The sequence below is a fragment of the Orbaceae bacterium BiB genome (assembly GCA_036251205.1).
In the GTDB taxonomy this organism is placed as follows: Bacteria; Pseudomonadota; Gammaproteobacteria; order Enterobacterales; family Orbaceae; genus Orbus; species Orbus mooreae.
The window spans coordinates 2,393,570-2,412,612 of record CP133958.1; the positions used below are offsets into that span (position 1 = coordinate 2,393,570).

16 protein-coding genes are annotated in these 19,043 nt (G+C 37.3%); 13 read left to right on the forward strand and 3 right to left on the reverse strand.

The features are described from left to right. Window positions 1-61 precede the first annotated feature (61 nt). Both RHO11_11300 and RHO11_11305 read left to right on the forward strand, forming a co-directional pair. Window positions 62-889, forward strand: coding sequence for a DeoR/GlpR family DNA-binding transcription regulator (locus RHO11_11300; protein ID WVD61057.1), 828 nt, complete (start codon window positions 62-64; stop codon window positions 887-889). Window position 890: 1 nt separating this feature from the next. Then, window positions 891-1,868: a sugar kinase gene (locus tag RHO11_11305; protein ID WVD61058.1), complete on the forward strand. Its 978-nt coding sequence runs from the start codon at window positions 891-893 to the stop codon at window positions 1,866-1,868. Here the strand turns inward: RHO11_11305 and RHO11_11310 are convergent. The 3 genes from RHO11_11310 to RHO11_11320 form a co-directional block, all read right to left on the reverse strand. Beyond that, window positions 1,850-2,776 (reverse strand): TIGR01212 family radical SAM protein, encoded by a 927-nt coding sequence (locus RHO11_11310; protein ID WVD61059.1) that lies wholly within the window; start codon window positions 2,774-2,776, stop codon window positions 1,850-1,852. The two genes, RHO11_11305 and RHO11_11310, sit on opposite strands and share 19 nt — an antisense overlap. Window positions 2,777-2,894: 118 nt before the next feature. Further along, window positions 2,895-4,241: an ATP-binding protein gene (locus tag RHO11_11315; protein ID WVD61060.1), complete on the reverse strand. Its 1,347-nt coding sequence runs from the start codon at window positions 4,239-4,241 to the stop codon at window positions 2,895-2,897. Further along, entirely contained in the window at window positions 4,238-4,963 is a 726-nt protein-coding gene (locus tag RHO11_11320; protein ID WVD61061.1) for a winged helix-turn-helix domain-containing protein, read from the reverse strand. Before RHO11_11320 ends, RHO11_11315 begins: the two co-directional genes overlap by 4 nt. A gap of 178 nt (window positions 4,964-5,141) precedes the next feature. On the opposite strand from RHO11_11320, the gene RHO11_11325 reads away from it, so the two are divergent. From RHO11_11325 to tssB, 11 genes are all read left to right on the forward strand, one after another. Further along, window positions 5,142-5,927 carry an MtnX-like HAD-IB family phosphatase gene (locus tag RHO11_11325; GenBank protein WVD61062.1) on the forward strand — a complete coding sequence of 262 codons (786 nt, stop codon included), beginning with the start codon at window positions 5,142-5,144 and terminating at the stop codon, window positions 5,925-5,927. Further along, the gene (locus RHO11_11330; protein WVD61063.1) at window positions 5,924-6,772 is read left to right on the forward strand and encodes an alpha/beta fold hydrolase; all 849 of its coding nucleotides are present in this window, start codon (window positions 5,924-5,926) and stop codon (window positions 6,770-6,772) included. The genes RHO11_11325 and RHO11_11330 overlap by 4 nt, the downstream gene beginning before the upstream one ends. Then, a complete protein-coding gene (locus tag RHO11_11335) occupies window positions 6,772-7,128 on the forward strand; it encodes an EamA family transporter (protein WVD61064.1) in 357 nt (118 codons plus the stop codon). Before RHO11_11330 ends, RHO11_11335 begins: the two co-directional genes overlap by 1 nt. Next, a complete protein-coding gene (locus RHO11_11340; protein WVD61065.1) occupies window positions 7,128-7,532 on the forward strand; it encodes a DMT family transporter in 405 nt (134 codons plus the stop codon). Before RHO11_11335 ends, RHO11_11340 begins: the two co-directional genes overlap by 1 nt. Window positions 7,533-7,664: 132 nt before the next feature. Continuing rightward, entirely contained in the window at window positions 7,665-9,071 is a 1,407-nt protein-coding gene (locus tag RHO11_11345; GenBank protein ID WVD61066.1) for an aminotransferase class III-fold pyridoxal phosphate-dependent enzyme, read from the forward strand. A gap of 107 nt (window positions 9,072-9,178) precedes the next feature. Next, window positions 9,179-10,261 carry a GNAT family N-acetyltransferase gene (locus tag RHO11_11350; GenBank protein ID WVD61067.1) on the forward strand — a complete coding sequence of 361 codons (1,083 nt, stop codon included), beginning with the start codon at window positions 9,179-9,181 and terminating at the stop codon, window positions 10,259-10,261. Beyond that, on the forward strand, window positions 10,258-11,130 hold the full coding sequence (locus RHO11_11355) for a hypothetical protein (protein ID WVD61068.1): 873 nt from the start codon (window positions 10,258-10,260) through the stop codon (window positions 11,128-11,130). The genes RHO11_11350 and RHO11_11355 overlap by 4 nt, the downstream gene beginning before the upstream one ends. 288 nt (window positions 11,131-11,418) lie before the next feature. Continuing rightward, window positions 11,419-15,876 (forward strand): glutamate synthase large subunit, encoded by a 4,458-nt coding sequence (gene gltB, locus RHO11_11360; GenBank protein WVD61069.1) that lies wholly within the window; start codon window positions 11,419-11,421, stop codon window positions 15,874-15,876. 7 nt (window positions 15,877-15,883) lie between these two features. Then, a complete protein-coding gene (locus RHO11_11365; GenBank protein WVD61070.1) occupies window positions 15,884-17,302 on the forward strand; it encodes an FAD-dependent oxidoreductase in 1,419 nt (472 codons plus the stop codon). 331 nt (window positions 17,303-17,633) lie between these two features. Then, a complete protein-coding gene (locus RHO11_11370; protein WVD61071.1) occupies window positions 17,634-18,308 on the forward strand; it encodes a LuxR family transcriptional regulator in 675 nt (224 codons plus the stop codon). 224 nt (window positions 18,309-18,532) lie between these two features. Next, a complete protein-coding gene (gene tssB / locus RHO11_11375; protein ID WVD61072.1) occupies window positions 18,533-19,036 on the forward strand; it encodes a type VI secretion system contractile sheath small subunit in 504 nt (167 codons plus the stop codon). Window positions 19,037-19,043 lie beyond the last annotated feature (7 nt).

Sequence of the window (19,043 nt, forward strand, 5' to 3'; positions counted from 1 at the left end):
ACGATGGGATATTTTTCTAATTACCTTATTTGGTCAATTTTTTATAAAGGGAAAATTTAATTTGGCAAGAGCATCTTCTGCACTACTGAAACGACGGCTTGATATTGCTGAAATTGTGCGTAAGCAAGGTGAAGTCAAAGTTGACGAGTTATCCGAATTACTCAATGTATCAGGTGTGACAATTCGACAGGATTTAACTTATCTCGAGCAACAAGGATATTTAAAACGTTCATTTGGCGGTGCAATTTATATTGCTCCCGAAGGTTTAAATCAGAATGGGCGCTCGTCGTTACAAAATGACCTGCAAGAGGTTTATCAAAATTACGCTATTGACTTGGTTAAAAATATCGTCAATTACATTCAAGATGGTGATACACTATTTTTAAGTCATGGTCAGCTTATTCGTAAACTAATCCCTTTTTTATATGATAAAAAATCACTCAAAATTATTGTTAATGATCTGTCTAATGCTCAGTTAGCTAAAGAGTTCACCCAAGCTGAAGTTATTATTGTCGGGGGAGAGCTGATGGATAATAATATTACGCATGACAGTAAGATGATGAGTTTTATTATCAGTCAGTACACTATTTCACGATTTATTATTGAAGTTGCTGATATTAGTGCTGAAAATCAATTATTGCTTGATGATGCAGAACAAGTTAATAATTACCGTCAACTCATTAAACATGCCGAACAAACTATTGCAATTCTACCACAACGAAGTATTCATAATGATCAGCATTCAGTGGTCAGATTAAAGGATGTTGATGTGATGATCGTTACGCGAGCAGGAGTCACCGCTTATCATCAACAATTACTTGATTGTCAATTTAAACAGATGGACTCCAGTAAGCACGCTATTATTTATCAACACGCACAGGAGATGTAATATGAGTTTTAAAATTTGTACAATGGGCGAGTTGCTTGTTGAATTTTTGGCTAATAAACAAAATCAACGTTTTGATGAAACGGGCGAGTTTATTGGACCATTTCCAAGTGGTGCCCCAGCAATTTTTGCTTCTCAGGTCGCAAAACTAGGTTTTCCTGTGGTATTTTTTAGCTGTGTAGGTAAAGATGCTTTTGGTAAAATGTGTATTAAGCGTTTAAAAGCTGATGGTGTGATTACAGATGGTATATCCACTCACAATAAAGCCAATACAGGTAGTGCCTTTGTTACTTACAAAGGATTAAATGAACGTGATTTTATTTTTAATATACCAAATAGTGCTTGTGGTTTATTGTCATTTGACCATATCGACGCCAATTTATTAAAAGATTGTAACCATTTACACGTAATGGGCTCATCACTTTACTCTTTTAGAGTGATTGATGCGATGCGTAAAGCATTAGATATTGTTAAAAGTAATGGTGGTACTATTTCATTTGATCCTAATTTACGTAAAGAGATGTTCGATATTCCAGAGATGGAAGCTTCATTTGATTATATTATTGATTATACAGATATTTTTCTTCCTAGTGAAAGTGAGGTCAGCTATTTTGCTAGCCAAAGTTCAGAGAGTGAACAGACAACAATGACGAGACTCTTAAACAAAGGTATTAAGCATATTGTTGTAAAATGCGGAGCTGACGGTGCTCGTTATTATGGTAAAAACGAGTTGAATAATAGCTATTCTTTGCATTTAGATAGTTATAAGATTAACGCCGTTGATCCAACTGGCGCTGGAGACTGTTTTGGCGCGACGTTTGTAAGCTTAATGTTAGCTGGATATGATGTAGAGCTTGCTTTACGTTATGCTAATGCTAGTGGCGCTTTAGCTGCATCGAAAAAAGGCCCAATGGAAGGGACATCAACATTAGCAGAGTTAGCGCAATTTATTGACTCACAAAATCACTCTATAAAGCAGTAAGGATCGCCTAACGCACTACCTTGCACACCAAATTGGCGCAAATTGTGATCGACGGCATTCATTGACTCCCAGTGATTAGCACACCAATCAGGGGCGAGTAATGTAGGTTTGCGAGCATTCGCTGAAATACGATGAAACTGGACATCTTTAGGCGTATGACGAATTAAATCGCCAGCAATATCAACGTATTCATCAAGTGTTAAAACCGATTGCCTGCCTGCTCGCCAGGCCTTGGCCATAATACTACCCTCAACAATATGCAATGGGTGTAATTTTAATCCATCAACCCCGGTTTCTAATACTTTATTGAGCGTTGTAAAGCAATCTTGTTTGGTCTCTTTGGGCAAGCCGATAATCAAATGGCTACACACTTTTATACCTAATTTACGCGCTTTTACAGTTGTTTCATGATATTGTTCATAAGTATGACCGCGATTAATTTCATGTAAGGTTTTATTGTTGGCGCTTTGTAAACCAAGTTCTAACCACACTTCATAACCTTGATCTTGATATTGAGCTAATAATGCAAGTGCTTCATCCGGTACACAATCGGGTCTAGTACCCACACAAAGCCCAACAATGTCAGCATTTTGCAATGCTTCTTCATACATTTTGCGTAATATAGCGACTTCTGCATAAGTGCTAGTATAAGCCTGAAAATAGGCTAAATAGCGCTTAGACTTTTTCATTTGGATTGCTTGATGTTGTAACTGTTCGGCAATCGATTTTACTTGGATCGATTCATCAATAATTGAGGCGACATTACAAAACGTACATCCCCCTTTACCCAATTCACCAGTACGATTAGGACAACTAAAGCCGCCGTGCAACGTTAATTTATAAATTTTCTCACCATAACGACGAGCTAAGTTGGTACCAAATGTGTTAACTACAAGGTGTAATTGCATAATTTTTGATTTTAAGTGATTAGGTTATTGCTAAATAAACGTTATATTATAGTCGCTAAACTCTGTGATGAATAGACAGAGATAGTAAAGTCGATGACAATATAACGCCTATTCTTATTTAACTAAAATTTAGCGTAACGACAAATCTTGCTCCACCTAATGGGCTTGTCATTACAAATGCTTTTCCTTGACAAGACTCAGCAATTAATTTGACATAAGCTAATCCTAAGCCATACCCTCCCGTCGATTTTGTTCGACTCGTATCAATACGTGAAAAGGGTAAAAAGACTGATTCTCGTGCCTCTGGCGGTATGCCTGGACCATCATCATCGACAGTAATAAACAGGAGTTCACCTTGCTGATTAATTTTAATCGACGCTTTACTTGCCGCATATTTAAATGAGTTAAGTAATAAATTTTTGATAATTGTCTCAACCAACTGTTTATCTATATGAATAATTTCATCATCGAACTGGTAAGTTAATTCAAAATCTTGAGGTTTTAGCAATTCGAGATTATTTATGATATCGATTGCCCATTCGTTAACTGATACGGTACTAACATCTTTAATTAATTGGGTCTGTTGTATCTTAAAATAACTCAGACTGGTATTAATTAACACTTCTAACTCTTTAATATCATTGTTAATATCACGCATTAAGCGTTGTCTTTGAGTTTCATCATGTGTATTTGTTAATATTTCTACTTCAAAATTCATTCTAGCTAAAGGCGTTCGCAATTCATGTGCCATCGCATGTAAAATAATACGATTACTTGATATCAGTTTTTCAATTTGGTCACACATGGTGTTAATAACACCAGCTAACTGTTTAAAAAGCCAACTTTGTGCTGGTTTGGCTCTGACTTTTAAATTACCTTTACTTAATTCATCTACTGTTGCGCTCATATTTTTAGCGTCGCGCCATAAATACGAGAATGAAAAATAGAGTAGAGTACAAAACGTCATCGCACTAAAACCAGCAAAGAGAATTAAATAAATCGACAACGGTAATATGTGGCTATCGAGTACACTATCACCAACTAGTGGACCTAACTGTAAATATTGGCCTGAATCGAGTCGAGCATAGATCATCTCCTCATCATCATCGTACGCGATACCATACTGAGCTAGTTCTTGTGTAATATCAGCGGGAAATTTACGTTTTTTTGTAATGAGTGATAATTTTAAGCCAAACTCAGGTTGCAGATTAGCCAAGACTTCTTCAGTAGTAAGCTCAGGACTATTTTTAATCTGTTGTTTAATCAAAAAAACAGTGCCTTGATGAGCATTACGCTGTAAAACATCATCATCAGGTAATCCAACAATTGAGGATGGTAAGGCATTAAAGATAATTAGCGCGCCATACGCTGTTATGGATTGTATAATCAGTGATATGAAAAAATACCAAAATAGTCGCTTGGTAAAAATACGATTATTTGGTTTTAATGAGTTGGCATGAGTCAATCAATCTCTCCTCTTTTGGCTTCACGACAAAAAAGATAACCTTTTCCCCTAACCGTTTTAATATAATGAGGATTATCTGGATCATCTAATAATTTACGTCGTAACCGTGAGACTTTAGCATCAATAGAGCGATCTGTACCATCAAAATCTATACCTCGCATATGATTGAAAATATGATCACGAGATAAAATTTGTCCACTTGAATTCGCAAAGAAAAGCAGTAGATCGAATTCTGAAGTTGTTAAATCTAATAGTTGTTGATTAAGGGTTGCCGTTCGATTACTTGGATTGATGATAAGTTTATTAAAGATAAGTTCTTCATGCACTAACTCATGATGTTCCGATTTTTCTGTACTACTCTCTTTACGTCGAAGTAGCGCACGGATTCTTGCTAATAATAATCTTGGTTCAACGGGTTTTGCTAAATAATCATCTGCACCGATCTCCAACCCCAATATTTCGTCGATACTGTCATCATTGGCGGTCATAATCAAGATTAAACCAGTGTAATTTGCACGAATATCTCGGCAAATATCAAATCCTGATTTCCCTGGTAACATAACATCTAAAATAATTAAATCAGGAGATTGTTGATAAATGATCTCTTCAGCGCTATCACCGCGACTATGAGACAACACTTGATAATTGTAGCGGGATAGATAAGTGATAATCAACTGAGTTAGGCGTTCATCATCTTCAATAATCAGGATTTTTTCATTCATTTCCTTGTACCTAACTGAAAATTATTTGTAAGGCAAATATCGCCTCGATAAGCATCATCTTTTGAGTTTGTTACAAAACTAATACAAATTAATTAAACTGCTTGGCCTTAAAATAAGGTAAGATCATGACATTATCACAATGCAAATAGTGTAATTTATTTGAAGGAATAAATATAGTATGAGTGCTTTTTTTTCGATATCTGAGGCAGTGTATTTAGCAAATCATGATATGTCTAGCGAAAATTCTAACCGACCGATTGTCTTATGTGACTTTGATGGCACTATTTCCCTTGATGATGTTACAGATACATTACTAGCACACTTTGGACAAACTGGTTGTGAAGAGCTAGAGGAACGCTGGAATGCTGGTGAAATTGGTTCGCAAGAGTGTATGAGTAAACAAATTGCGTTACTTGATGCCTCATTAGATGAGATTAATCATGTTTTGTCAGGTATTGAGATCGATCCCTTTTTCAAATCTTTTGTACAATATGCACAAAAAAATAATATCACGGTACACATTGTCAGTGATGGTCTTGATTATGCTATTAAGACGATATTAGCGCAACATCAGTTGGATTTTTTACCGGTCTATGCCAATAGATTATTACATGATAATAATCGTGGTTGGCGATTAGACTTTCCTTATAGTAATGCTAACTGTGTAAAAGCCAGTGGTAATTGTAAATGCCTGCATGTCAAAAAACAGCGAACAGATTTTTCACCTATTTTATATGTTGGTGATGGTTCATCTGATTATTGTGTATCGAATAAAGTCGATTATGTCTTTGCAAAAGATAAATTGATCACATTTTGTCAAAATAATTGCATTAATTATAGTCCGATTGATACTTTTGCAGAGGTAGTTGAACAATTGCCTACACTGTGTTGTATGTTGCAAGATAAAGCGGTACACCAATCCTCAACCGCCTCGAAATATGGCGAAAGGTTAATTTTATTATGATTCAAGATTCAACATATTTTTTACCGGGTAATCGCAATGGTGTATTACTGATTCATGGATTAACCGGTACTCCTACGGAAATGCGAATTCTTGCTAAAGGATTAAATGCAGCGGGTTTTACTGTTTATGGTATGCAATTAGCTGGGCATTGTGGCAATGAAGAAGATCTCTGTAAAACAACATGGCAAGATTGGTACCAGAGTGTTGAACAGGCTGCCGACTTTTTAGCGACTAAAGTGGATAATCTTTTTGTTGCAGGTTTATCGATGGGGGCTGTTTTATCACTTAAGCTAGCAGCAGACCGACCAGAACAGATAAAAGGTGTAGGTGTATATGGTGTGACATTTTTTTACGATGGTTGGAGTATACCTTTTTGGGCAAAACACAGTTTTTTCCTACTAGGCTGGTTAAAAAAACTGAATTTATTCCAGAAAATGTTATTTAATGAACAACCACCGTATGGTTTAAAAGATGAACGTATTCGTGCAACAGTATCTGAAAGTATGATTGGTGGCGATAGTGCTGCGGCAGGACTTGCAGGTAACCCATTACCCGCATTAGCTGAAATGCAATATTTAGTCAAACATGTTAAACCACTTTTGTCTCAAATTTATGTTCCTTGTTTGATTATGCATTCTACCGATGATGATATCGCAAATATCAATACTAATGCAGGTTTTGTGCAACAAAGTATCAAAGGACGAAGTAAATTAGTGAAGTTAGACGAAAGTTATCATCTCATTACGATTGATCGAGAACGTCGTACGGTAATTAATGAAACGATAGAATTTTTTAATGATGTGATCAATGGATTGGATAATGTAGAAGATCGAGGTCACGGATAATGTCACTATTAGCAATTATTTTATGGCTTTCAAATATTGCCTTTGACACACTTGGTCAGGTTGCTTTTAAGTATGCCGCCGTGAGCAAAAAAGAGAGCGATGGAGTAGAGTACTGGAAAGCATTGTTTAGTAATGGGTGGTTATGGCTTGGAATAACTGCTTATGTGGCTGAATTTTTACTCTGGCTTGCATTTTTAACATTAGTGCCGTTATTTCAAGGCGTATTAATGGTCTCACTCAATATCATTACCGTAATGATAGTTGGTCGCTTATTATTTGGTGAAAAATTAACAAATTTACGCCTAATTGGAATGTTTTTTATTTTAATCGGTGTGATTTTGGTTGGAGCAAGTTAATGCGTAAGTTCTACTTGATTGGTTTTGCCCTATTATTGCTTTTTGATACGATTGGGCACTGTAGTTTTAAAATGACAGCAATTATTGCTGAACCATTAGAACCGAATGTTGACTGGTTACTCAGAGTATTTAGTCAAAAATGGATCTATATTGCAATATTGGGTTATATCTGTACCTTTTTTACTTGGATGACGCTACTCAAAAAAGCACCTATCGGTCCTGCTTTTGCTGCATCACATCTTGAAGTCGTTACCGTTATGTTTGCTTCTGTATGGCTATTTAATGAACATATAACGTTGATCCGTTTACTTGGTGCGTTATTTATTCTAGCTGGAATTGTTTTTTTAGCTTTTGCGGAAAAACAGATTCTTGAGCGCCAACAGAAAAGTGAGCAAAGTGTTTAGGCTTTGTTAACACAAAAACAATTATCACAATATTGTTACACAACTTATACATTAAGTTTCTATTATTAGTATCCATTTATCTTTACCCTATTACAGGTCATTGAAAATTAATTTAATTTTGGAGTAAAAACGATGAGTAAACCTAGTGCCGACTTAGTTGGTCAACTTCCAAGTGATGAACAACTACTGGCAGATGAAGCGAAATACTGTTCTTATGGCGATACTGTGCACTATGCTACCCCGGCGAAAATATTTGTTGGTTGTGATGGTAGTTATATGTATGACCGTGAAGGTAAGCAGTACCTTGATTTACAGATGTGGTACTCTGCATGTAATTTCGGGTATGCCAACCCTCGCTTAAATGAGGTTCTTAAAAAACAGGTTGATACATTACCACAATGTGCTAGCCAGTATTTACATCCAACTAAAATTGAATTAGCTAAAACGATTGCTCAAGATATGGAGCGTAAGTTTAATTTGCCAGGACGTGTACATTTTAACGTTGGTGGTTCTCAGTGTATTGAAGACTCATTAAAATTAGTACGTAACGCGTCTAATGGTAAGAGTTTAATGTTTGCTTTTGAAGGTGGTTATCATGGACGAACACTTGGAGCCTCATCAATTACATCAAGTTACCGTTACCGTCGCCGTTATGGGCACTTTGGTGAAAGAGCAATGTTTATTCCTTTCCCTTACCCGTTCCGTCGTCCAAAAGGTATGACTCCTGATGAATATGGTGAACACTGTGTTAATCAATTTGCTCGTCTATTTGAAACTGAATACAACGGTGTTTGGGATCCTAAAGCCGGCCAATCAGAGTATGCTGCATTTTATGTAGAACCATTACAAGGTACTGGTGGATACGTTGTTCCTCCACGTAACTTCTTCAAAGGTTTAAAGAAAGTACTTGATCAGTATGGTATTTTAATGGTGGTCGATGAGATTCAAATGGGCTTCTATCGTACTGGTAAATTATGGTCTATTGAACATTTTGATGTAACACCTGATGTATTAGTTTTTGCAAAAGCTCTAACAAATGGACTTAACCCACTTGGTGGTATGTGGGCTCGTGAAGAGTTAATTAACCCAACTGTATTCCCTGTAGGTTCAACACACTCAACTTTTGCCTCTAACCCAATTGGTACAGCACTAGGTTTAGAAGTCATGAAAATGACCCAAGAAACTGACTATGAAGCAATGGTGATGGAAAAAGGTGCTTACTTCCTAGATGGTTTACGTGAACTTGAAAAACGTCATAAAGAGATTGGTGAAGTTGATGGTCTAGGTCTAGCACTACGAGCTGAAATTTGTACTGAAGATGGTTACACGCCAAATAAACCATTATTAGATAAGATGTTTGATCTTGGTCTAGCGGGGAATCTTGATTGGAAAGGCCAAAAAATGGGCTTAGTGCTTGATGTTGGTGGTTACTATAAGAATGTAATTACATTTGCACCATCACTGCATATCAGTAAAGCTGAAATTGATCAAAGCATTGAGTTATTAGATCAATTAATTACGCTAGCTAAAAAATCTTAACTAAATCATAGCTATTTTTGATAATAGCTAAGTTTTCGCCTCTCATTGTCTTTATGATGAGAGGCGAAACGAATCAGAGTATGTTTGAGTTAATATTGAGAACAAATATGCAGTATTTAAACCAATTAGAGCCTAACGAACTAGTCGATGATTTTCTATTAAATCCTCCAGTTGATTTCACTGCATGGCAAACAGAATCAGGTCTGCCAATGTTTGCAGCAGAGTTTGATTTATTAACCACTGTTGAGCCATCTTTACGTAATAAAATTATTAAATTACCACTCTACCGTATCTGGGGAAAATGGTTGCGTTTTAATACCGCTTTTGTTGGTACAACGGTATCTGAATATGCTTTATTACCGAAAGGTATTGCTGCAGAGGATCTTGTTGAACAGTTAAAGCGAGATTACAGTAAAAAATTTTCACTCTTAATTATTAAAGATCTGCCTAATCAATCAGTCCTACTTAGTGATACCGCTAATCAATATAGTCATCAATTTAATGAATCATTAAAAAAACAGCAATTCATTGCGATTGAAGGACAAGCACTTGCTTTTGTTCCTTGTGATTATAGCTCTATTGATGATTATCTATCGCGATTATCCTATAGTCGACGTAAAAATTTTCGGCGCAAATTAAAGGCAGCTAAAGAGTTAGATATAAAAGTGTTACATAGTGGTGATGAATGTTTTTTTGAACAGTCACAATTAGATTATTACTATCAACTTTACGAAAATGTCTATGATCAGAGTGAAATTCATTTTGATAAATTAAGCCCACAATTTTTTCAACAATTACTGCAAGATAAGCGTAATAATGGGGTGATTTTTGCCTATTATCATAACCAGCAGCTGATTGGCTACAACATCTGTTTTATTGTCAACGATACTTTAGTTGATAAATATGTCGGCTTTGTTTATCCACACTCTTATGACTTCAATCTCTATTATGTGAGTTGGTTTTATAATCTACAGTTTATGCTTGATCATCAGTTAAAATATTATATTGCAGGTTGGACGGATCCTGAAGTTAAATCGACCTTAGGAGCTCAGTTCACGTTTACTCAGCACTTGGTCTATATCCGTAATCCTATACTCAGATGGGTGTTATCTCGATTTAGCCGATATTTTGAAACGGATACATTGTTACTTGATAAACATCAGCAAAAAAAGAATCAAAGTGAATTATGAAAACGCCCATTATCCTTAATTTTGATCAGAGTGTCGGTCCTATTGCCGATGCAATTAATATTGATTTAGCCAATTATCAAGAGCAGATTCGGTTTGGTTGTAGCAAGCAGGACTACCGTAAGCTAGCTCATCACTTAGATCAACGATTACCGACTGATCAGTTAGGCACGACTCTAATGGGGAGTGGTGACTATCACCATATGAGTTTATATTTAATTGAGCGTTTAGCATCTTATTACAGCTCAACTAATCCAATACAAGTCGTCGTGTTTGATAACCATCCCGATAATATGCGTTTTCCATTTGGTATTCACTGTGGCTCCTGGGTTAGTCATGTCGCAGCACTTCCTTTTGTCAGCCATGTACATGTAATGGGGATCTCCTCAGGAGATATTGGCGCATGGCATGCGTGGGAAAATCGTTTGTTACCGTTATATCAGGGTAAATTAAACTATTGGAGTTTAAATCGCCGAGTTAAATGGCCAAATTACACCGGACTATCCAAAGCGTTTCACTGTTTTGATTGTGGTGATGAATTGATAGCCTCGTTTATTGCTTTACAAGGTAGTTTATCACTACCAACATACCTTTCAATTGATAAAGATGTTCTGAGTGAAACAATCATCAAAACCAATTGGGATCAGGGAAATTTACAAACCTATCATCTAACGGATACGATTGCCGCACTGGGCAAAAATATCATTGGTAGTGATATTACTGGTGAACTATCCTCTTATCATTACCGAACATGGTGGAAACGGCTACTAAGTTCACTCGATAATCAACCCGATATTGATCCGAAAATGCTTGAAACATGGCAAGCGGAACAACATCAACTCAATTTATATTTATTAAAACTGCTCAATTGATCTACAAAAATATCGATTTCGTCAGAATAAATACACATTACGCACCACGATGAAACAAATTTTCACTGTTATTGAACATTTGCTTTATCGTGATCCATTAATTCTATTAATACCCACTATGCTGTTATGAAAATATTGACTTATAAGTGGAATTTATTTGACCAAAACGGCTTTTATCGCTAATTTTTGTGGCAATATCCGTGGCATTAGAAGTCTTGCCATTCCACCTGATTAGATTAATTTGGTGTGGCAGCAATGTAGAGATAAAAATTATTAAGAGGCAATGATATGTTATATAACCAGCATCATGAAAAAGATAACTGTGGCTTCGGCTTAATTGCGCATATAGAGGGCAAACCAAGTCATAAAGTGGTGCGTACGGCGATTCATGGACTCGCTCGCATGCAACATCGTGGCGCGATATTATCAGATGGTAAAACAGGCGATGGCTGTGGATTATTATTACAGAAACCGGATCGCTTTTTTCATTTAGTTGCCAACGAGGAAGGTTGGCGACTTGCGGCTAATTATGCGGTAGGCATGCTATTTTTAAGTCAAAATGAGACAGAAGCGCAAGCAAGTCGTGACATCATTGAAGAAGAACTTGCTAAAGAGACACTGTCGTTAGTTGGTTGGCGTAAAGTACCGATTGATATTAGTGTACTTGGTGAAATCGCGTTATCATCATTACCACAAATTGAACAAGTCTTTATTAATGCACCGGCTGGTTGGAGTACTATCGATTTAGAACGTCGTTTATATATGGTACGTCGCCGAATTGAAAAACGAGTACAAGACAACGAATTCTATATTTGTAGCTTTTCTAATCAAGTGAATATTTACAAAGGCTTATGTATGCCTAAAGATCTGCCACGTTTTTATCTTGATTTGGCCGATCTGCGAATGGAATCAGCTATTTGCCTATTTCACCAACGTTTTTCAACCAATACAGTTCCTAAATGGCCATTAGCTCAACCATTTAGACATCTTGCTCACAATGGTGAAATCAATACTATTGAAGGTAACCGCCAATGGGCGAAAGCACGTTCTTATAAGTTTAGAACACCATTAATCCCTGATTTACAAGATGCCGCGCCATTTGTTAATGAAACGGGCTCTGACTCAAGTTCACTTGATAATATGCTAGAGCTCTTTTTAGTCGGTGGAATGGATATTGTACGTGCGATGCGTTTACTGGTACCACCAGCTTGGCAAAACAATCCTGATATGAACGAAGACTTACGCGCTTTCTTCGATTTCAACTCTATGCATATGGAACCGTGGGATGGGCCAGCGGGTATCGTAATGTCAGATGGTCGTTATGCTGCATGTAGCTTAGATCGTAATGGGTTACGTCCAGCCCGTTATGTCATCACAACCGATGGATTGATTACTTGTGCCTCCGAAATTGGTATTTGGGATTATGAACCCGATGAAGTCGTTAAGAAAGGTCGTGTTGGTCCTGGTGAGCTACTGGTGATTGATACCCAACAAGGGCGTATTATTCCACCAAGTGAAACGGATAATGATCTACAAAAACGTCATCCTTATAAAACATGGATGGAAAAAAATGTTAAACGTTTAACGCCATTTGAGCAACTTGCTGATGAGTATATTGGTGAACGCAATTTTGACGATAACACGCTTGCGACTTATCAAAAACAGTTTGGTTACTCGTTTGAAGAGCTGGATCAGGTGATTCGTTCACTCGGTGAAAACGGTCAAGAGGCAACGGGATCTATGGGCGATGATACACCATTTGCGGTTTTATCGACTCGACCTCGAATTATCTATGATTATTTCCGACAAAAATTTGCTCAAGTGACCAATCCACCGATTGATCCACTGCGTGAAGCTCATGTTATGTCGCTTTCGACCAGTATCGGTCGTGAAATGAATGTATTTGCTGAAGCAGAAGGGCAAGCACATCGTGTGGCGTTTAAATCACCAGTGTTACTTTACTCTGATTTTGAACAGTTAATGTCTTTAGAATCAAAGCACTATCAAACTGAAATATTAGATATTACCTATGAAATTGATGGTGATCTAAACGATGCAATTGAACAGTTATGTGGTGATGCTGAGACGAAAGTACGCGATGGCGCTGTATTGCTGATTTTATCTGATAAAAATATTGCAGCCGACCGTTTACCAATCCCAGCACCAATGGCTGTGGGGGCTGTACAACAACGGTTAGTTGAAAAAAATCTACGCTGTGATGCAAATATTATTGTAGCAACTGCGAGTTGTCGAGATCCTCATCAATTTGCGGTATTAATTGGGTTTGGTGCTACTGCAATTTATCCTTATTTAGCTTATGAAACGCTTGCTCAATTGATTGATAAGGGTAGCCTGAATAAAACTTATCGAGAAGCAATGCTTAATTACCGTAATGGTATTAATAAAGGGCTGTATAAAATCATGTCCAAGATGGGCATTTCAACTGTTGCTTCTTATCGTTGTTCACAGTTGTTTGAAGCTGTTGGGTTACATAACGATGTTATCAAAACCTGCTTCCCAGGGGTAACGAGTCGTATTAATGGCGCTAATTTTGATGATTTCCAACAAGATCTGTTTGAATTATCCAAACGGGCTTGGTTAAAACGTAAACCGCTTGAACAAGGTGGCTTACTAAAATATATCCATGGGGGTGAGTATCACGCTTATAACCCTGATGTTGTGCAATCATTACAACAAGCTGTAAACAGCGGTAGCTATGATGATTACAAACAGTATGCCAAGATTGTTAATAACCGACCGGTGGCGACTTTGCGTGATCTACTTAAATTAACGCCACCTAAAGATGCACAAATTCCATTAGCACAAGTGGAACCGAGTGAAGCACTATTTAAACGTTTTGACTCAGCTGCAATGTCCATTGGTGCATTAAGCCCAGAAGCCCATGAATCTTTAGCTGAAGCCATGAATACTTTAGGTGGATTCTCGAACTCAGGGGAAGGTGGTGAAGATCCAGCTCGTTACAATTCGATCAAAGTATCACGAATCAAACAAGTTGCGTCAGGTCGCTTTGGTGTTACTCCAGGTTATTTAATGAGTGCTGATGTGATTCAAATCAAAGTGGCACAAGGTGCAAAACCGGGTGAAGGTGGACAATTACCGGGTGATAAAGTTACGCCATATATTGCGCGTTTACGCTTTTCAGTGCCAGGTGTGACATTAATTTCACCTCCGCCACATCATGATATCTATTCGATTGAAGATTTAGCTCAGCTTATTTTTGATTTAAAACAGATTAATCCAAAGGCGATGATATCCGTTAAATTGGTCTCTGAACCTGGTGTTGGTACTATTGCAACAGGAGTTGCAAAGGCTTATGCCGATATGATAACGATTGCTGGTTATGACGGCGGAACGGGAGCAAGTCCACTAACTTCGGTTAAGTATGCGGGTTCACCGTGGGAGTTAGGATTAGTTGAAACACAACAAGCACTTGTTGCTAATGGATTACGCCATAAAATTCGCTTACAGGTGGATGGCGGATTAAAGACTGGTGTTGATATTGTTAAAGCAGCGATTCTTGGTGCTGAAAGTTTTGGTTTTGGTACTGGACCAATGGTGGCATTAGGGTGTAAATATTTACGAATTTGCCATTTAAATAATTGTGCAACAGGTGTTGCAACACAGGATGATAAATTACGTCGTGACCATTATCATGGTCTACCAGAAAAAGCGATGAACTATTTCCGCTTTATTGCTGAAGAGACGCGTGAAATTATGGCTGAGCTTGGCGTAAGTCGTATTATAGACTTGATTGGTCGTACTGACTTGCTGGTCGAATTAGATGGCATAACGGCCAAACAGCATAAACTGGATCTCTCTGCCTTACTACAAACAGCGTCACCGATTGATGGTAATGCAATTTATCATACACAGCTTAATACGCCGTTTGATAAAGGGGTATTGAATCATGAAATCATGACGCAATCGAAAGAGTATGTTGATAACAAACAGTCGAAGGTGTTCTATTTTGATATCCAAAATACTAATCGTTCAATTGGTGCAACACTCTCTGGTTATATTGCAGCACAGCACGGTGATCAAGGTCTGTCGGCTGATCCGATTAAGCTTAATTTTAACGGTACGGCAGGACAAAGCTTTGGTGTTTGGAATGCGGGTGGTGTTGAGCTTAATCTAACGGGTGATGCTAATGACTATGTTGGTAAAGGAATGGCGGGAGGACGAATTGTGATTAGTCCGCCAATCGGATCGGCTTTTTTAAGTCATGAAGCGACGATTATTGGTAATACCTGTTTATATGGAGCGACGGGCGGTAAATTGTTTGCGGCAGGTAAAGCGGGTGAGCGTTTTGCGGTACGTAACTCAGGCGCAGTTAGTGTCGTCGAAGGCATTGGTGATAATGGTTGTGAATATATGACAGGTGGAACGGTTTGTGTACTGGGTAAAACTGGCGTTAACTTTGGTGCTGGTATGACCGGTGGTTTTGCTTATATTCTCAATGAAAACGGGGAGTTTAATCAACGAATTAATCAAGAGTTAGTCGAAATGCTAAATGTTGCTGATCACCCAATTCATGAAGAACATCTACGCGGATTAATTATGGAGCATGCTCAATTAACTCATTCGTCGAGAGCTGAAGAGATTCTTGCTAATTGGGAAAAATATGCCAAACAATTTGTGTTAGTTAAACCTAAATCGAGTGATGTAAAAGCATTACTGGGTCATCGTAGTCGGTCTGCTGCCGAATTACGTGTACAGGCACAATAAGGAGAAAATGCGAATGAGTCAGAATGTTTATCAATTTATCGATTTACAGCGTGTTGATCCACCTAAAAAATCATTAAAAATTAGAAAGATAGAGTTTATTGAAATTTACGAAGGTTTTTCTAAATCACAAGCTTCCGCTCAAGCCGATCGTTGTTTGGGCTGCGGTAACCCTTATTGTGAGTGGAAATGCCCTGTGCACAACTATATCCCTAATTGGCTAAAACTGGTTAATGAAGGGCGTATTATTGAGGCGGCTGAGCTCTGTCATCAAACAAATAGTCTACCTGAAGTGTGTGGGCGAGTCTGTCCACAAGATCGTCTTTGTGAAGGATCTTGTACACTAAATGCTGAATTTGGTGCGGTAACTATTGGTAATATTGAACGCTACATTACAGATGAAGCCTTTAAACTTGGCTGGCGTCCAACTTTAGCTAATGTTGAAATGACGGGTGAACGGGTGGCTATTATTGGTGCTGGTCCGGCGGGTCTGGCCTGTGCTGATGTTTTAGTCCGTAATGGTGTAAAACCAGTCGTATTTGATCGTCATCCGGAAATCGGTGGGTTATTGACGTTTGGTATTCCTGCTTTTAAATTGGATAAAGAGGTTTTAATCAACCGTCGACATATTTTTACCGAGATGGGCATTGAGTTTCGTCTAAATACTGAAATTGGCAAAGATATTACATTACAGACCCTGCTCGATGAATTTGATGCCGTATTTGTGGGTACAGGAACCTATCAATCAATGAAAGGTGGTTTGATTAACGAAGACGCAACAGGCGTTTACGCTGCGCTGCCATTTTTAATTGCTAACACTAAACACATTATGAATCACAGCCAAACCACGGATACTCCTTATATCAACATGAAAGGGAAACAGGTGGTCGTGCTTGGTGGTGGTGATACGGCGATGGATTGTGTACGTACCTCTATTCGTCAAGATGCGAATAGTGTCACTTGTGCTTATCGCCGTGATGAAGCAAATATGCCAGGTTCTAAGCGTGAAGTCAAAAATGCACGAGAAGAAGGTGTAGAATTTTTATTTAATGTTCAGCCAGTTAGTATTGAAATTGACCAGAATGGCCAAGTGACCGGTGTTAAAATGGTGAAAACTGAATTAGGTGAGCCAGATAGTAAAGGTCGCCGTGCCGCGGTGGTTATTGACGGTTCTGAATTTATTCTACCGGCTGATGCGGTTATTATGGCATTCGGTTTTAAACCGCATTCAATGCCTTGGCTCGTTGAACATCAGATTGAGCTTGATGCGCAAGGACGAATTATTGCGCCAGAAAATCGAGGCTACCAAACAACCAATCCAAAAATTTTTGCTGGTGGTGATGCTGTACGTGGTTCTGATCTGGTCGTTACAGCGATTGCAGAAGGTCGTAAAGCTGCAGAAGGGATTTTAGATTATTTAGAGATTTAATTTTTTATATTAAGTCATAATAATACCGTCATACCTGGCGGTATTTTTTTGCATTAAAAAAGTGTTTATTTATCTCTATTATTAGGTTTAGCGGTCACCGAGTGGTGATAACATTACTAAAAGTATTGTGGTCAGTAACTGATAGGAAAATAGAACACTATTCCACTCACTCCCGCTATTTCCCTGAACATAACGACACCAAAGTGTAATATTAATTTTTTATATCTCAACTGTTATGCGATAACACTTATTTTTTAAGCTTTACATATTGTTATATTAGCGATACCCTATCAACGCGATGAAAAACAACAAGATGTAGGTTCAAACTAAATTGAATAATACTTTTCGTGATGATTTATATGCAACGCTTAACGGATTGAATATTAAACGGTATAAATATCTTTTTTTTGACCGCAGCAGTTTTATTCCTCCCGTTATTTTTTCCACTTTTCCAAAAGAGTGGCTTAAAATTTACCGAGATAATAAGCTTTATCATACCGATCCCATCGTCAATTTTGGACGAATTAGTGTTAAACCTTTCTCTTGGCACTCTGTTATGCCTTATTTGATATCTCAAAATCAGGATTTTTTAAAATTAGCTAAAGCTCATGATGTTCATAATGGTTATACTTTTACCATTAACGATCCTTTAGGTAATAGTGCATTTTTAAATCTTTTGTGTGATGAGTCATCAGCGATTGATATTGAGTTTTTTGATGTCCACCGCGCAGAATTACAAATTTTACTCGTTGATCTCTATGATCTCTACTTAAGAGAGAAAAAGAGTATTGAATATTATCGTAACAAATTATCTTTGATGTTATCTGAAAAAGAAAAACAGGTCTTATCTCTAGGATGTAATGGTCTAAAATATCGAGAAATAGCCTTAAGATTGGATATATCAGAACGAACGGTTAAACATCACATCAGCAATATTGTCGAAAAATTAAACGTTGGTAGCGCTAAACAAGCTTTTTTAAGATTAAAAGAATTGAATATTATTTAGCCTATCGTCTCACTTTAATAAAAGAAATTTTATTGTCATAATGCACTTTTTTTTTGTAAAAAATAATTATTTAAAATAATAGGTTAATAAAAAAAAGAAAGATTTTTAACGTTATTTATACAAACTCTTTGCACTTAGGTTCAATTGTTTGTGTAATCTTTTTCAGTGTAAAATTAGCGTGGGTGGTTCTAACTAATTGATTTTATATTGAAAAAGGAATAGATATGTCAAACAGCTATCAAAATGAAGTACCAGCTTCACGCGTTAACATTCAACTTGATCTGCATACTGGCGGAGCGCAGAAGAAAGTTGAGCTGCCATTAAAGATTCTTGCGATGGGCGATTACAGTCATGGTAAAGATAATCGACCACTCGCTGAAAAAGAAAAAGTCTCGATTAATAAAAATAATTTTGATTCTGTTCTGAAGGATCTAAATCCTCAAGCAACAATCACTGTCGCTAATACATTAGCTGATGATGGTTCAGAAGTGAATATTAATCTTGATTTCCAATCGATGAAAGATTTCACTCCAGAACAAGTCGCTAAAAAAATTCCACAATTACGTTCTTTACTCGCTATGCGTAACCTGCTTCGTGATCTTAAATCTAACTTAATGGACAATACTACATTCCGTCATGAGTTAGAAAAAATTGTTAAAAATGAACAGTTATCTGATGAGTTACGTGCAGAGCTTGAAGCCATTGTTGCTGCTGAAACTAAAGCGTAATTTCACA

Excerpts from the sequence above, each read along its gene's own strand:
- RHO11_11305 (WVD61058.1), top strand. The coding sequence starts at position 891 with ATGAGTTTTAAAATTTGTACAATGGGCGAGTTGCTTGTTGAATTTTTG.
- RHO11_11310 (WVD61059.1), bottom strand. The coding sequence starts at position 2,776 with ATGCAATTACACCTTGTAGTTAACACATTTGGTACCAACTTAGCTCGT.
- RHO11_11320 (WVD61061.1), bottom strand. The coding sequence starts at position 4,963 with ATGAATGAAAAAATCCTGATTATTGAAGATGATGAACGCCTAACTCAG.
- RHO11_11325 (WVD61062.1), top strand. The coding sequence starts at position 5,142 with ATGAGTGCTTTTTTTTCGATATCTGAGGCAGTGTATTTAGCAAATCAT.
- RHO11_11330 (WVD61063.1), top strand. The coding sequence starts at position 5,924 with ATGATTCAAGATTCAACATATTTTTTACCGGGTAATCGCAATGGTGTA.
- RHO11_11335 (WVD61064.1), top strand. The coding sequence starts at position 6,772 with ATGTCACTATTAGCAATTATTTTATGGCTTTCAAATATTGCCTTTGAC.
- RHO11_11340 (WVD61065.1), top strand. The coding sequence starts at position 7,128 with ATGCGTAAGTTCTACTTGATTGGTTTTGCCCTATTATTGCTTTTTGAT.
- RHO11_11345 (WVD61066.1), top strand. The coding sequence starts at position 7,665 with ATGAGTAAACCTAGTGCCGACTTAGTTGGTCAACTTCCAAGTGATGAA.
- RHO11_11350 (WVD61067.1), top strand. The coding sequence starts at position 9,179 with ATGCAGTATTTAAACCAATTAGAGCCTAACGAACTAGTCGATGATTTT.
- RHO11_11355 (WVD61068.1), top strand. The coding sequence starts at position 10,258 with ATGAAAACGCCCATTATCCTTAATTTTGATCAGAGTGTCGGTCCTATT.
- gltB (WVD61069.1), top strand. The coding sequence starts at position 11,419 with ATGTTATATAACCAGCATCATGAAAAAGATAACTGTGGCTTCGGCTTA.
- RHO11_11365 (WVD61070.1), top strand. The coding sequence starts at position 15,884 with ATGCGAATGAGTCAGAATGTTTATCAATTTATCGATTTACAGCGTGTT.
- tssB (WVD61072.1), top strand. The coding sequence starts at position 18,533 with ATGTCAAACAGCTATCAAAATGAAGTACCAGCTTCACGCGTTAACATT.